Here is a 13,983-nt window from a genome sequence, read left to right on the forward strand (position 1 = left end):
GCCGGTGACGCATATCTCAGCGATGATGCGAACGCGCAACCAAGGATAGTGGAATTGGAAGTGGACCCGAAGGAAACGGCAACCGAGGCGAACAGGGCCCAGGACGATTCGACCGCCACCATGGTCAAGGTGGTCTACGACCGCCTGCTCGCGATGATCAACGATTTCGAAATCAAGCCCGGCGAACGGGTGAACGAAGTCCTTGTCGCCCGCAAGCTCGGCGTGTCGCGGACGCCGCTTCGCGAAGCGTTGAACCGGCTGGCGATCGAGGGTTTCCTGACCACCCGTCCGGCCAAGGGCTTTTTCTGCCGGGACCTCAATCCCGAAGACACGTTCCAGCTTTATCAGCTCCGTGCGATCATCGAGACGGCCGGGGTGAGGCTTGCGGCCAGGAGCGCCAGGGACGAGGACCTGACGAAGCTGCGCGATTTCCTGATGTCGACCGCCGATTCGAAGGACGAGCCGATCGAGTCGCTCCTGTCCTATGACGAGACCTTTCACGAATCGATCGTGAAGATGTCCGGCAACGCCGAGATGCTGCGGGTCATGAAGAACCTCAACCAGCGCATCAGGCCGGTCCGCTGGATCGACCTCAACCGCCGCGGCCGCCCTGCGACCCAGCGGGAGCATCAGCTCATCCTGACGGCTCTCATCGAACGCGACGCGGACAAGGCGGCGAGCCTGATGGAGCAGCATATCACCCGGCGCCTGGACGAGATCGATTCCTCGATCCGGCAGATCTACGGCCACATCTATGTCGGCCGTCCGTCCCGCGCGACCGGCTGATCCGGGAGCATGGATAACGCTTGACCTCGGGAAATGGCCGCCATACCAATTGAACTCTTCTCTGAATACAGATCAGTTCGTTGAACATGGTGACAATCCGATGACTTTCCCCGACTCCGGCCCTTTGGTCGATGCCGCTTGGCTCAAGGCCCATATCGGCGATCCTTCCCTGCGGCTGCTGGACGCGACCTTTCTCCTGCCCGGAGCTCAGCCGAGCCGCAATCCGGCGGATATCATTCCCGGCTCGATCCGGTTCGACGTGGATGCGGTGAAGGACCCGGCGTCCAGCCTGCCGCACATGCTTCCTCCCGCGCCGGTCTTCAGGTCGGAGGTGGAGGCTCGCGGCATCGGGTCCGATCACGAGATCGTCTGCTACGATCGTGAGGGGTTTGCGGGCGCGGCGCGATGCTGGTGGATGTTTCGCACCTTCGGGCACGACAAGGTGCGCATCCTCGATGGCGGCCTCGATGCCTGGCTCGCCGCCGGAGGCGCGCTGGCGAATGCATATGCCGGCTATCCGGCCACGACGTTCGAGCCGCATCCGCGCGACGAACTGGTGAGGTCCGCCGACGACGTGCTGGCCAGCCTTGCCGCGAAAACAGCCGCCGTTCTCGACGCGCGCCCCGCCGGCCGCTTTCAGGGCACGGTGCCGGAACCCCGGCCCGGCTTGCGAAGCGGGCACATGCCGGGCGCGAAAAGCCTGCCGGCGTCGAGCCTTCTCGATGCAAGCGGACGATACCTGCTGCCGGCCGACGAGTTGAAGGATAAGTTCGCGGCTCTCGGCACCGATGACGGGCCGATCATCGCCTCCTGCGGTTCGGGTATGACGGCCTGCGTCATCGCCGTCGCGGCGGCTGCGGCGACGGGAAGAACGGATGTCGCCGTCTATGACGGCTCCTGGACGGAATGGGGTGCCCGAAACGACCTGCCGGTCACGACCGGCGAGTGACTGCATCTGGATTTCGGCCAATTCCGGATGTGGCGGAAGGCATGTCCGGAATTTTCGTCTCCACGCATCTGTTGTCCGGAGATCGCTTCCGATTTTCAGGCCTTGGCCTATGCCTCAGCCCGCGACGAGGCCGACCGGCTTCCGCAGGCCGAGGTTTTCCCTGAGCGTTTCGCCCTCGTAGTCCCGGCGGAAAAGCCCCCGTTCCTGCAGGATGGGCACGACCAGTTCCACGAAGTCCTCGATCACGCCCGGCAGGTGGGCCGCGACGATGTTGAAACCGTCCGCGACGCCCGCCCGAAACCAGGCTTCGAGCTGGTCGGCTATGTATTCGGCGCTGCCGACCAGCGTCCAGTGCCCGCGGCCGGCGGCCACATGCTCGTAAAGCGCCCTGATCGTCAGTTCGCGCCCGGCCGCGATCTCCTTCATCAGCTTGCGCATGGTTTCGAGCGTGCTGCCCTGCATGGCGACATCGGGGATCGGGCTGTCCACCGGATAGCCTGAAAGATCCCCCACATAGGGGGCTATCAGCGACAGGCCGAGCCTGGGATCGATGAGGTCCTGGAGGGCGCGGAACTTCGCCCGGGCTTCCGCCTCGGTCTTTCCGACGATCGGCGAAATGCCCGGCATGATCTTCACGTCGGAGGCGCTGCGGCCGTATTTCGGCAGGCGCGCCTTCACGGACCTGTAGAACCGGCCGGCGGCCTCCTCGGTCTGGGCGATGGCGTAGACCACGTCGGCGCTGTAGGCCGCAAGCTCCTGGCCGGCTTCGGACGCGCCGGCCTCGCAGATGACCGGCCGGCCCTGGGGCGACGGCGGGACGTTCAACGGACCCTTGACCTTGTAATACCTGCCTTCGTGATCGAGCGTGTGGAGCTTGGCCGGATCGTGGAAGAGCCCGCCCTGCTTGTCGAAAAGAAAGGCGTCGTCTTCCCAGCTGTTCCACAGACGGGTGACGACGCCGACGAATTCCCGCGCGCGATCGTAACGGTCGCCATAGCTCGCATTGACGTCGAGCCCGAAATTCCTCGCCTCGGCATCGGACCAGGAGGTCACGAGGTTCCAGCAGGCCCGGCCGTTGGAGATCAGGTCGAGTGACCCGAAATGGCGGGCGATCTGATACGGCGTGTTGTAGGTGGTGGAAGCCGTCGCGGCGAGGCCGATGCGGGACGTCTGCGAGGCGACGCCGGCGAGGATCATCAGCGGCTCGATACGGGCAAGCGTGCTGTTGCGCGCCAGCGTATCCGGTTCGAGCGCGCTTTCGCGGATGGCGACTGTATCGGCAAAGAAGATCATGTCGAACTTGCCGCGTTCGGCGATCCTGGCGACCTCGGCATAATGCTGCAGCCGCTGCTCGGCGGCCGGGTCCGTCCCGGGCAGGCGCCAGGCCGCGGGATGATATCCGACGCCGCGGATCGCGAGGCTGAGACGCATCCTTCCGTCCGGACCTGCATCGCCGGGCGCTGCTCCAACCTGATTGCTCGTCATATCCCTCATCCCTTTCCAGATATTACCGGCGACGCTGCGTCCGGTCCGATGCTCCGACGACCTGCGTGATGGCGATGGCGACCCCGACGATCAGCAGGATCAGCGTCGACACCGCGGCAAGCGACGGGTCGATCTTGTAGCTCATCTCCTCCCACAGCTTTTTCGGGATGAGGTTCGTCCCGGCATCGGCAACGAAAAGCGCGATCGCCAGTTCATCGACGGCTTTCATGAAGGCGAACAGGAAACCCGTGACGACGCCCGATTTCAGCAGGGGCAGGGTGATGCGCCTGAAGGTCGTGAACCGGTTCGCGCCGAGCGTCCAGGCCGCCTGGTCCAGCCGCTCGTCGTAGTTGCGCAGCACCGCCATGACGGTGATGACCACATAGGGCAGCGAGAAGATCGCATTGCCGAGCATCAGGCCGAAATTCGTGCCCACCAGCCCGATGCGGGCGTAGATGTAGAACAGCCCGACCGCGACGATGATATGCGGCACGACCATCGGCAACAGCAGCAGGGCGAGCACCGCCCCGCGGGCATAGACCTTCTGGCGGGCAAGGACGAAGGCCGCCGGAAGGCCGAGCGCCATCGACATCGCAGCCGTTCCGAGCCCAAGAAGGATGGACCTGATCGTCGCGTCGCGCCAGGCGACGGAATTGAAATAAGCGGCATACCAGTTCCAGGTGAACCCTTTCGGGGGCCAGGCGAGGAAACGGTTTTCCGAGAGCGAGATCGGGATCAGGAAAAAGGTGGGCAGCGCCAGGAACAGGACGCCCAGGATGCCGAGAAGCCAGATCGACACGCCGGGCCGTTCGTCGAAATCCTGGGAAAGCCGGCGCGACGGCAGGAGGTTTCCCAGCCAGACGAAGGTCCAGCCGGCAGCCGTCATTGAGCGGCGCCCGATCCGCGACAGGGCTGTCGCAAGTCCGCCGCCGCGCCGCTGTCCGGCGCCCGGCATATCCCCGGTCAGCGCCGCCATGCCGACCGCCTTATCGAACAGCACGACCACGAGGAAGGTGCAGAGCAGCAGGACCACGCTCAGCGCGGAGGCGAAATTCCAGTCCAGCGTCTCGCTGAGCTGGGTGATGATGACCTGCGAGATGACGATTTCGGAAGGACTGCCCAGCATCTGCGGGGCGATGAAGAAACCCAGCACCGATACGAACACCATCAGGCCGCTCGCGGCGATGCCGGGCAGCGACAGGGGCAGGTAGATGCGGAAGAAGATCATCGGCCCCTGCGCGCCGAGCGTGGCCGCCGCGCGTCCCAGGCTGCGGTCGATGTTCATCATCACCGACAACATCATCAGGATGGCGATCGGCAGCATCGCATGCAGCGAACCGATCATGACGCCGATATTGTTCTGGGTGAGGACAAGCGGCGCATTGGTGATGCCGAGCTGGCGCAGCGTCTGGTTCAGCACCCCGTTGCGGCCGAGGATCACCATCCAGGCGAGAATGCGCACGAGGAAGCTCGTCCACATCGGCACCAGCACCCAGACCAGCAATGCATTCCTCGACCGCATGTCGACATTCGCCAGCAGATACGCGATGGGATAGCCGATCAGCAGGCAGAGCAGCGTGACCTTGATCGTCAGCCAGAACGTGTTGATCAGGACCTGGAAATAGGTCGAGGTGACGAGCAGCCTCTCGAACTGGACAAAGCTCAGGTTGCCGGCCTCGTCGAAGCCGCTGAGGGACAGGACCTGCACGACGGGAATGGCGAAGAGCACGACCAGGAAGACCCCCGCGGGCCACAGGCCGCCATGCGTTCGGAGCCTCTGCCTGATGGCGGCAAACCGCGGGGAGGAACCGGACATCAGCCGCGCTCCCCTTCCATGACGACGCAGCGGACGCTGTCCCATCCCAGGATGACCTTGTCGCCCGGCCGGCTGCGATGCTCACCCTCGTGGCTCTCGCTCAGGCAGACGAGAACCGTGCCGTCGGCGGTGCGCGCCGTATGGCGGGTATGGGAGCCGAGCATCACATGATCCTCCAGGACCGCCTCCACCTGGAAATCTGCGGTCGTTCCGGGCATCACGAAGCGGATATGTTCCGGACGCAGCATGACCAGGGCATCCGCCGGCGCGGCGGCCGAAGGCGCAACGGCGTGACGTGCGAGGAAATCGCCCCGGACGAAATTGGCGCGGCCGATGAAGTCGGCGGCAAACAGCGTGCGGGGGCGGAAGTAGAGTTCCGAGGGCTTGGCGAGCTGCTCTATGCTGCCATCGCGCATGAGGCAGATCCGGTCCGACATCGACATGGCCTCCTCCTGGTCATGCGTGACGAAGATGATCGTCGCTCCGAGCTCCCTGTGCAGCCTGCGGATCTCCCCCTGCATCTGGTCGCGCAGCTGCTTGTCGAGGGCGCCGAGCGGCTCGTCCATCAGGATGATCGGCGGCGCATAGACGGCGCAGCGCGCGAAGGCGACGCGCTGCTGCTGCCCGCCGGAAAGCTCGCGCGGCAGGCGATCGCCGAGCTGCGGCAGTTGCACGATCTCCAGTATCTCCCTCACCCGCCTGTCGATCTCCGCCCGCTCCATGCGCCGCATTTCGAGCGGAAACGCGATGTTGTCAGCCACGGTGAGATGCGGGAACAACGCATAGTTCTGGAAAACGACCCCCAATCCCCGCTTGTGGGGCGGGGTGCGCGTCGATAGCGCGCCGTCTATCCAGATCTGCCCGCTATCGACCGCCACCAGCCCGGCCAGAAGCTGCAGGAGCGTCGACTTGCCGGACCCCGAAGGCCCGAGCAGCGTCAGGAATTCACCCTCCTCCACTTCCAGGCTGGTCGGCCGCAGGGCCTGAACCGGCCCATAGGACTTGCTGACCTCCACGAGGCGAAGCTTGGGGGACATTCGACATTCTCCGCTATCGATTGGTTATGGACAGAATCCCGTGCGGATCGCCGGGCCCGGAGGAATGGACCGGGACATCGCGGGCGGAAGCCTCCCGAAAGCCGCACGCCATCCGCCCGGCGGCCCACCGCGCACGGGGCCGCCGGAATGCACGGACGCATGCCGGTATCCCTCTCGGGAGACCGGCTTCATCGTGTATGGGCGGATCATGCGACACTCCGGACCGCGACGGATCAGGCCTTCAGCAGCCATTCCTGGAAGCGGGTGGTCGCATATTTGTCGTTCTTCTGCCAGAAGACCGGGTCCTGCTCGTTCATCTTGGCGAAGTTTTCCGGATAGGTCGGCAGGAGTTTGGCGAAATCGGGCGCCAGATAGTCGAAGGCCTTCGGATGGATCGGCCCCATGGGGGACGATTTCACCAGCGCCGCCTCGCGCTCCGGGGCCGCGGCGAACTTGATGAACTCGCGTGCCTGCGCGAGCTTCGGCGTCCCCCGCGGGATCGCATAGCCCATGGTCGAGTAATAGGCCTCGTTGAAGTCGATGGCGATTTCCGCTCCCTCGTTGATCAGCCGCTGCGCGCGATGACTGGTGACCGGCGAGATGTCCAGCTCCCCCTGGCCGATCATCTGCTCCAGCGTCGCATCCGAATCCCACCAGTTGGTGATATGCGGGCGGATTTCGTCGAGGCCGGCGAATACCTTGTCCCAGCCGTCGGGCGTCGACAGGAATTCATAAACCTTGTCGCGCGGCACGCCGATCCCGCGCGTCGCCATCTCGATCGTGTCGACGGCGCGTTTGCGCAGCGCGCGCGTTCCCGGGAACCCCTTGACGTTCCACATGTCCTTGAAGGACGAGACACCCTGCGGGAAGGTCGTGGTGCGATAGACCATCGCAAAGCAATAGAGGCTGTGGGTCAACCAGTTCTCGTTGTAGCTTGCCGCCGGTCGGGCGGAAATATCGGGGCTGTCGAGGTCGAGCTTGTCGACCAGATTGTCGGATTTCAGCCGGGTGATAAGTTCCTTGGTGATCGCGGCCGCGGCGTCGTACCGGTAGGACCCGGTCTCCACGGAAATCTTGAACTCGCTGTAGGGAATGTCGGTCGAGAACGTACCGGTGACCGGGATGCCGGTGGCCTTGGTGAACGGCTGGAAATAGTGGACATCCCACACATCGCCGTATCCGCCGGGAATTCGCACGACAAGCGGCTGCTGCGCCCAGGCTTTCTTCAGGAAAGCGGGGGCCGCCAGCAAGCCGGTGCCCAGGGCCCCCGCCTTCATCAACTGTCTGCGCGTCTGCATAACGTCACTCCGTTCAGTTCGCGACGGGAGCTTATGGCTCGACCGTCTCCCTCTGTTCCATCGACCTTGTTCCCATCCTGGAACCTGCCTAGGATCGCGTCCAGGCGGCTTTTGGGAAAGGCATTTTTGTTCTTTTATAGGGCGAGTATCTACCGCCACCAACTAAAGTCAAGTCTGTATGCAGTTAATTATTCCGCCTTGCGCTCAGACCGTCGGAGCCGGTTTTACACCCTGATTTCCGCGCCGCAGCATTCAATGCGGGCGGGGCGGCAAAGGCCTTCAGCCCCTCGTTGCGGAGGGATGGACGACACCGTTTCCGGCATGCGCGGCTATCGGCGGACGCCGGCCCCGCCGGTAGCCGACCGTGTGGCTTCCGCAATGCGGCAACGGCATCCCCCGCCCTGCCCTTTTCGCGCGCGCACGCCTTTCCTCGGCATCCAACGCCCTTCGCCAGACCTCCCGGGGAAGGTCTGGTGAAGGGATCGGGGGAAGATCATTGCAATGCCGGACTGGCGGAACCGACGCGGCCCGCCCGGCGGCGATCCGGTCACCGCATCAGGAATTTCAGCGGCACGAGCACGAGGTCGGGAAACAGCACGAGCAGGAACATCACCGCGATTTCCGCCATCAGGAAGGGAAAGACGCCCTTGAACGCATCGTCCACCGAAATCCTCGATACGCTGGCGGCGACGTTCAGGACCGTGCCGACGGGCGGCGTCACCATGCCGAGCGCATTGTTCATGACGAACAGGATGCCGAAATAGACCGGATGGATGCCCGCCTCGCGGATCACGGGCATCAGCACCGGCGTCAGGATCAGGATGGTCGGCGCCATGTCCAGCGCCGTCCCGACGATGATGACCAGCACCATCAGCACGAACATGAGCAGGATGGGGGATTCGATGAACGGCTCCAGCATGTCGCGGACATAGCTCGGAATATCGGCGGCGGTGATCAGCCAGGCCGACACCATCGCGGCCGCCACCAGGAAGATGACCGAAGCGGTGATCTTCGCGGACCGCACAACGATGCCGTAGAGATCGGAGAACCTGATCTCGCGATAGACGAACAGCCCGACCAGCAGGGCATAGACGGCGGCGATGACCGCGGCCTCGGTCGGCGTGAAGATGCCGGCGCGGATGCCGCCGATGATGATGACGGGCAGAAGCAGGCCAAGGCTCGCATCGAGCGTGATCCGGATGCGTTCGTGCAGGCTCTTTCGCGGCAGCGGCGCGATCTTGTCCCGGCGGCAGACGAACGCCCAGGTCACCACCAGCGAAAGCGCCATCAACAGGCCGGGGAATATGCCGGCGAGAAAGAGCTGGGTGATCGAAACGCCGCCCGCGACGCCGAACAGCACGAGCGCGATGGCGGGCGGCAGAACGGGTGCGATGACCCCGCCCGCCGCCAGCAATCCGGTCGAGCGGCGCACCGAATAGCCGGAATTCCGCATGGCGGGCACGAGCAGCGCCGCGACGGCTGCGGTATCGGCGATCGCCGAACCGGACAGGGCGGCGAGGATCACCGCGGCGGCGATCCCGGCATAACCGAGCCCCCCGCGGAAGTGGCCGATCCACGCGAGCGCCGCATTGACGATGCGCCGCGAAATGCCGCCCGCATTCATCAGCTCGCCGGCCAGAAGGAAGAACGGCACCGCAAGCAGCGTGAAACTGTCGGCGCCGCTCAGCATGTTCTGGGCGACGATCTGCGGGCTCAGCATGTCGATGTGCCACATCATCGCCAGGCCCGAGACGATCAGGGCGAAGGCGACCGGCATGCCGAGCGCCATGGCGCCGAGCAGCGCGCCGATGAACACGAGTACGATCATGGGCTGGACTTTCCTGATGCGGCATCGATGCTTTTCAGCGCAGCCTCCTCCTCCGCGTCGACGAACGTCGACTGGCGGGGATCGGGAGCGCCTGGAAGGAAGGTCATGACGAGGCTGACCGCGGTGATCGCCATCATCGAGAGGCCGGAGATATAGGCGACGCTGTAGACGAGCTCCATCGGCACGGCGAGAACCGGCGACAGGTTGTCCATGTTGACGTCGTGCTGCTGCCAGGTGCCGGAAACCAGATAGATGCAGCCGGCGATGATCAGCAGGTCGCTGATCGCCTTCGCGATCTTCGCCCCGGCGAGCGGCAGCATCCTGATGACGGTGTCCATGCCGAGATGGCCATGTTCGCGCAGAACGACAACGGCGCCGATGAAGGTCATCCAAACGAACAGGAAGCGCGACAGCTCCTCCGAGATCAGGATGCCGGAATTGAAGCCGTAACGCAGCACGACGTTCCCGAAGACCATGACGACCATGCCGGTCATGCACAGGAACAGGATGAATTCCAGAAGCCTGAAATAGGCATCGACGATGCGGGCCAGCAAGCAGGATTGCATGGGGAACCCTCCGGAAAGAGGAGACAGGCCGGCATGCCCCGGCTTTCAGCAGAGGAAGGCATGCCGGCGCGATGCGCTGGATTCAAAGGACTGGAACGAACGTCCTTAGCGCGTCCGTTCGGGCGCACGGCGCTCTAGTTGGAAGCGGCTTGCACCTTCTTCACTTCGGCGAAGTACATGTCGGAGAAGTCCTTGCCGAGCTGCGCACCGAATTTTTCGACGACCGGCCTGACCTTCTCGGCAAAGCGCGCCCGCTCCTCGGGCGTGATGTCGTTGACCTTGACGCCGGCCTCCTTGACCGATTGCAGCCAGTCGCCGGTCTTCGTCTTGACGAGGTCACGCTTGAAGAGCGTGACCTCCCGCGAAGCGTCCCGGATGATCGCCTTCTCTTCGTCATTCAGCTTGTCCCAGGAGGGCTTGCCGATGATCATGACCACGGAATTCAGGCTGTGGCTCGTCAGCGAGAGAAACTTCTGCACCTCGAACAGGCGCATGAAGACGATCTGCGGCAGCGGGTTTTCCTGGGCGTCGACCGTGCCGGTTTCGAGCGCGGTGTAGATCTCGCTGACCGGCAGCGGCGTCGGGTTCGCGCCAAGCGTGGAGAACAGCTCCAGATACATGGGGTTCTGGATCGCGCGGATCTTCAGCCCCTGGAAATCCTCCCATTTCGTGACCGGCTTCCTGTTGGACGTGGTCTGCCGGAAGCCGTTGCTGGTGAAGCCGAGGCCGATCCAGCCCTTCTCGGCCATCAGCTCGTTGAACTTCTGGCCGACCGCACCGTCCATGAGCCTGTCGTATTCCTCCGTCGAACGGAGGACGAACGGCAGGTCGAGGATGGAGACCTGCGGAATCTGGCCGGCCATCGTGACGGGGGAAGTCGTCATGATATCCTGCGTGCCGGCCTGAAGATTGGCCTGCATCTGGACGTCGGTTCCAAGCGTCGCGCCCGGGGCGACGCTAATCTTGATCTTGCCGCCGCTTTTCTGGCTGACGATATCGGCAAGCTTCTTCAGGCCGAGATAGTCCGGATGCTGGTCGCTCTGGCTGGTGCCGGCCCGAAGCCGCATTTCGCGGACCTCGGCTTGCGCACCCGCCGGGAGCGCAAGCAGGGCCGCCACTACGACCGATGCAAGGCGTGAAAACTTCCTGCGGTTTGCTGTCGTCCCAAGATCGAGAAACATGGTCTCCTCCTCCGTTTCTTCCGGTTTTGAAATTCGCACCTTCCGCCGCCTCCGCGCGACGCAGGCCGCTGGAGCACATCCGGCGAAAACAGGATCGCCGAACGGGCGCACCAAGGACGCTCTCATCCTTTGAATCCAGAGCATCTTATCTGCGATCAGGCGATTCCACCTGAACGCAGGATGCCCTAGACGGTCCGATGCGGCACGACGCTCTGGCGCTGCTGGCCAAGGCCCGTAACCCCAAGCGTCACCACATCGCCCGCCTTCAGGAACCGCGGCGGGTTCATGGCCATGCCGACGCCCCGGGGTGTGCCGGTCGTGATCACGTCGCCGGGCATGAGTTTCATGAACCGGGAGATGTACGAGACGATCTTCGCGAAGCTGAAGATCATCCTGGCGGTATTGCCCGTCTGCATGCGCTGCCCGTTGACGTCGAGCCATAGATCGAGGTTCCCGACATCGAGTTCATCGGGCGTCACAAGCCACGGCCCCAGCGGCCCATAGGTCGGTCCGCTCTTGCCCTTCATCCACTGGCCGCCGCGTTCGAGCTGGAATTCGCGCTCGGAGACATCGTGGCAGACGCAGAAGCCGGCAACGGCGGACAACGCCTCAGCTTCATCGGCGAGATAGGCAGGCTCGCCGATGACCATGGCGACCTCCACCTCCCAGTCCGTCTTCTCCGATCCCTTCATGAGCACGATGGGATCATCCGGCCCCGAAACGCACGACGTCAGCTTGTTGAACAGCACGGGCTCGGGCGGGATGGGCGCATTGCTTTCCAGCGCATGGTCGACATAGTTCAGGCCGACCGAGATGAAGTTGCGGACAGTCGCGACGCAGGGGCCGATGCGGACATGCGGCGGCACGACCGGCAGGCTGTCGGGATCGACGGCCGCGATCCTGCCGAGTGCCGCCCTGGAAAGATGCTCGCCCGAAATATCGTCGACAAGCGCCCCGAGCGCTCGGATCGCCCCCGAGGGGTCGACGATCCCGGGCCGTTCATGTCCGGGCTCTCCGAACCGGATCAGCTTCATATCCACCCTCCTCCACAATTGCGGCCATGCCGCCGCGGCAGGGCGACGCGTCCCCAATCATCGGGACGCATCGCGACGCGGCCTTCAGATGCCGAGCGCCTTGAGCGCCCCGTCGATGACCTTCTTCTGCTCGTCGCTGACCGGCTCCATCGGCGCGCGGGGGAGGAAGAAATCGACGCCCTGGCGCGACTGGATGTATTTCGTGCAGGCCGGAAGATTGTCGTGGCGAACGACGTTCCAGAGACCGTTGAGCTTCCAGTGAAGCGCAAGCGCCGTCTCGTGGTCGCCCTTCCTGACCGCTTCGTAGAGCTTGACGGTCTGCTTCGGGACGGCCGAGGTCAGGGCCGAGATCGCCCCGTCCGCGCCGAGGGTGAAGGCCGGATAGAGCATGGCGTCGATACCGGTCAGGACCAGATTGTCCGGCTTTGCCTGCTGGAGAAGGTCGGAAAGCGACTTGAGGTCGCCCGAACTCTGTTTCATGCCCACGACGCCGGGAACCTCGTCCATGATCTTCAGCATCAGGTCCGCGGAGAGATAGTTCCAGGGAATGACGTTGTAGATGAGGACCGGAACGCCGCTTTCATCGTAGATCTCGCGGAAGTGGCGGATGGTCGCTTCCGGGCCGGGCTTGAACAGGTAGTGGACGGGGGTGACCTGCAGCGCATCCGGCTTCAGGTGCGCGATCTTGCGGGTCCGCTCGACCGCCTCGATGGTGGAATTGACGATGAGGCCGACGACGAAGGGCACGCGTCCGGCGATCGCCTCATGGGTCGCCTCCATGGACTCCACGAATTCTTCCGTCGAAAGCGTATGGCCTTCACCGGTGCTGCCGCCGGCAACGACGGCATGCACGCCCGATTCGATCATGAAATCGATCTGCTTCCTGATGCCGGAAGCGACGAGCTTCCCCTTCTCGTCAAAAGGCATCGTCACGGGCGGCAGAATGCCCCGCAATTTTCTCTTCAGTGCCAGCTTGCTTTCCTGCTGCATGATCCTCTCCTCCTTGATCGCCTGAAACGCCTCATCAAGGCTCTCTATAATTCCGTAATGCGGGATGACGTTTCGTATTTTGAGGATATGGGCCGCCGAGACCGGTGTCAACACGATGGCAGGGGTCCGGCGGGCATTTTTAATTTTTTTTCGGAACATCTGTACCGCATACCGGGATTGGTGTTATAAGAACGCCCATGGACGCCACGAATGAACCAACCCAAACGAAGACCTCCTCCGCCCGCGCATCCGACGAGAACCTGAAATCCCTGATGAAGATCATGCGGGTGCTCGAGTGTTTCTCCGTCAACGACCGGGCCCTGTCGCTGTCGGAGATCTGCGAAAGGACCGGATTCCCGCGCAGCACGACGCATCGGCTGATGGCGTCGCTGAAGGAGGTCGGCTTTCTCGACCAGGATCGCGAGCGGGACAAATACCGGCTTGGGCTGAAGCTGTTCGAGCTTGGGAACATCGTCCTGATGAATCTCGATCTGCACCGGGAAGCGCGCCCGATCGTCGACTCGCTGAAGCGAATGAGCGGCCAGATGGTGCATCTGGCCATTTTCGACGGCCAGAGCGCGGTCGTGATCCACCGGGCCGACCCGTCGCCGGATCACGCGCCCACCTCGACCTCGATCGAGAACGCCCCGGTCCACTGCACGAGCGTCGGCAAGGCGATCCTGGCGTGGCAGTCGGAAGCCGTCATCCAGAAGGTGATCAATGCCGGCCTGCGAGTTTATACGGACGCGACGATCACCTCGGGGCCGGCGCTTCTGGCGGAACTCGAAAAGACCCGCCAGCGCGGCTACGCGATAGACGACGGCGAACACCAGCCGGGATTGCGATGTGTCGGCGCGCCCATCCGCGGCCAGAACGGTCAGGTGATCGCCGGGATCAGCGTCAGCGGGCCGAGCTGGCAGATCAACATGTCGGATATCGAGGAACTGTCGAAGGTGGTGATCCATCACGCCAACCTCATCGGCCAGCGGATAGGCCACCACCCCTGAAATAAC

The 13,983-nt window shown here is 63.7% G+C and carries 12 protein-coding genes; 3 read left to right on the forward strand and 9 right to left on the reverse strand.

Annotated features, from left to right (window positions below; translation table 11 throughout):
• Positions 1-60: 60 nt before the first annotated feature.
• Together ACFFP0_RS10225 and ACFFP0_RS10230 are read left to right on the forward strand one after the other, a co-directional pair.
• The gene (locus ACFFP0_RS10225; protein ID WP_377260138.1) at positions 61-786 is read left to right on the forward strand and encodes a GntR family transcriptional regulator; all 726 of its coding nucleotides are present in this window, start codon (positions 61-63) and stop codon (positions 784-786) included.
• A gap of 100 nt (positions 787-886) precedes the next feature.
• A complete protein-coding gene (locus tag ACFFP0_RS10230) occupies positions 887-1,735 on the forward strand; it encodes a sulfurtransferase (RefSeq protein WP_377259964.1) in 849 nt (282 codons plus the stop codon).
• Between the two features lie 114 nt (positions 1,736-1,849).
• Here the strand turns inward: ACFFP0_RS10230 and ACFFP0_RS10235 are convergent, their stop codons facing one another.
• From ACFFP0_RS10235 to ACFFP0_RS10275, 9 genes are all read right to left on the reverse strand, one after another.
• A complete protein-coding gene (locus ACFFP0_RS10235) occupies positions 1,850-3,220 on the reverse strand; it encodes an LLM class flavin-dependent oxidoreductase (protein WP_377259967.1) in 1,371 nt (456 codons plus the stop codon).
• Positions 3,221-3,242: 22 nt separating this feature from the next.
• A complete protein-coding gene (locus ACFFP0_RS10240; protein WP_377259970.1) occupies positions 3,243-5,036 on the reverse strand; it encodes an ABC transporter permease subunit in 1,794 nt (597 codons plus the stop codon).
• On the reverse strand, positions 5,036-6,073 hold the full coding sequence (locus ACFFP0_RS10245) for an ABC transporter ATP-binding protein (RefSeq protein ID WP_377259973.1): 1,038 nt from the start codon (positions 6,071-6,073) through the stop codon (positions 5,036-5,038). Before ACFFP0_RS10245 ends, ACFFP0_RS10240 begins: the two co-directional genes overlap by 1 nt.
• 233 nt (positions 6,074-6,306) lie before the next feature.
• Complete coding sequence (locus ACFFP0_RS10250) at positions 6,307-7,371, reverse strand: extracellular solute-binding protein (protein WP_377259976.1); 1,065 nt, start codon at positions 7,369-7,371, stop codon at positions 6,307-6,309.
• A 547-nt stretch (positions 7,372-7,918) separates the two neighbouring features.
• Entirely contained in the window at positions 7,919-9,199 is a 1,281-nt protein-coding gene (locus ACFFP0_RS10255) for a TRAP transporter large permease (RefSeq protein ID WP_377259979.1), read from the reverse strand.
• Positions 9,196-9,765, reverse strand: a complete 570-nt coding sequence (locus tag ACFFP0_RS10260) for a TRAP transporter small permease (RefSeq protein ID WP_377259982.1) — start codon at positions 9,763-9,765, stop codon at positions 9,196-9,198. The genes ACFFP0_RS10255 and ACFFP0_RS10260 overlap by 4 nt, the downstream gene beginning before the upstream one ends.
• Positions 9,766-9,899: 134 nt before the next feature.
• Positions 9,900-10,946, reverse strand: coding sequence for a DctP family TRAP transporter solute-binding subunit (locus tag ACFFP0_RS10265; protein ID WP_377259985.1), 1,047 nt, complete (start codon positions 10,944-10,946; stop codon positions 9,900-9,902).
• Positions 10,947-11,131: 185 nt separating this feature from the next.
• Positions 11,132-11,980, reverse strand: a complete 849-nt coding sequence (locus ACFFP0_RS10270; protein WP_377259988.1) for a fumarylacetoacetate hydrolase family protein — start codon at positions 11,978-11,980, stop codon at positions 11,132-11,134.
• An 84-nt stretch (positions 11,981-12,064) separates the two neighbouring features.
• Complete coding sequence (locus ACFFP0_RS10275) at positions 12,065-12,970, reverse strand: dihydrodipicolinate synthase family protein (RefSeq protein ID WP_377259991.1); 906 nt, start codon at positions 12,968-12,970, stop codon at positions 12,065-12,067.
• A 197-nt stretch (positions 12,971-13,167) separates the two neighbouring features.
• Between ACFFP0_RS10275 and ACFFP0_RS10280 the strand changes: the two genes are divergently transcribed.
• On the forward strand, positions 13,168-13,977 hold the full coding sequence (locus ACFFP0_RS10280) for an IclR family transcriptional regulator (RefSeq protein ID WP_377259995.1): 810 nt from the start codon (positions 13,168-13,170) through the stop codon (positions 13,975-13,977).
• Positions 13,978-13,983: the final 6 nt, after the last annotated feature.

Source organism: Neorhizobium puerariae (assembly GCF_042429745.1).
Taxonomy (GTDB): Bacteria; Pseudomonadota; Alphaproteobacteria; order Rhizobiales; family Rhizobiaceae; genus Neorhizobium; species Neorhizobium puerariae.

What these genes read in the sequence shown, in the direction of transcription:
- ACFFP0_RS10245 (WP_377259973.1), bottom strand. Translation starts at nt 6,073, where the DNA reads ATGTCCCCCAAGCTTCGCCTCGTGGAGGTCAGCAAGTCCTATGGGCCG.
- ACFFP0_RS10250 (WP_377259976.1), bottom strand. Translation starts at nt 7,371, where the DNA reads ATGCAGACGCGCAGACAGTTGATGAAGGCGGGGGCCCTGGGCACCGGC.
- ACFFP0_RS10240 (WP_377259970.1), bottom strand. Translation starts at nt 5,036, where the DNA reads ATGTCCGGTTCCTCCCCGCGGTTTGCCGCCATCAGGCAGAGGCTCCGA.
- ACFFP0_RS10230 (WP_377259964.1), top strand. Translation starts at nt 887, where the DNA reads ATGACTTTCCCCGACTCCGGCCCTTTGGTCGATGCCGCTTGGCTCAAG.
- ACFFP0_RS10235 (WP_377259967.1), bottom strand. Translation starts at nt 3,220, where the DNA reads ATGACGAGCAATCAGGTTGGAGCAGCGCCCGGCGATGCAGGTCCGGAC.
- ACFFP0_RS10275 (WP_377259991.1), bottom strand. Translation starts at nt 12,970, where the DNA reads ATGCAGCAGGAAAGCAAGCTGGCACTGAAGAGAAAATTGCGGGGCATT.
- ACFFP0_RS10265 (WP_377259985.1), bottom strand. Translation starts at nt 10,946, where the DNA reads ATGTTTCTCGATCTTGGGACGACAGCAAACCGCAGGAAGTTTTCACGC.
- ACFFP0_RS10260 (WP_377259982.1), bottom strand. Translation starts at nt 9,765, where the DNA reads ATGCAATCCTGCTTGCTGGCCCGCATCGTCGATGCCTATTTCAGGCTT.
- ACFFP0_RS10280 (WP_377259995.1), top strand. Translation starts at nt 13,168, where the DNA reads ATGGACGCCACGAATGAACCAACCCAAACGAAGACCTCCTCCGCCCGC.
- ACFFP0_RS10255 (WP_377259979.1), bottom strand. Translation starts at nt 9,199, where the DNA reads ATGATCGTACTCGTGTTCATCGGCGCGCTGCTCGGCGCCATGGCGCTC.
- ACFFP0_RS10270 (WP_377259988.1), bottom strand. Translation starts at nt 11,980, where the DNA reads ATGAAGCTGATCCGGTTCGGAGAGCCCGGACATGAACGGCCCGGGATC.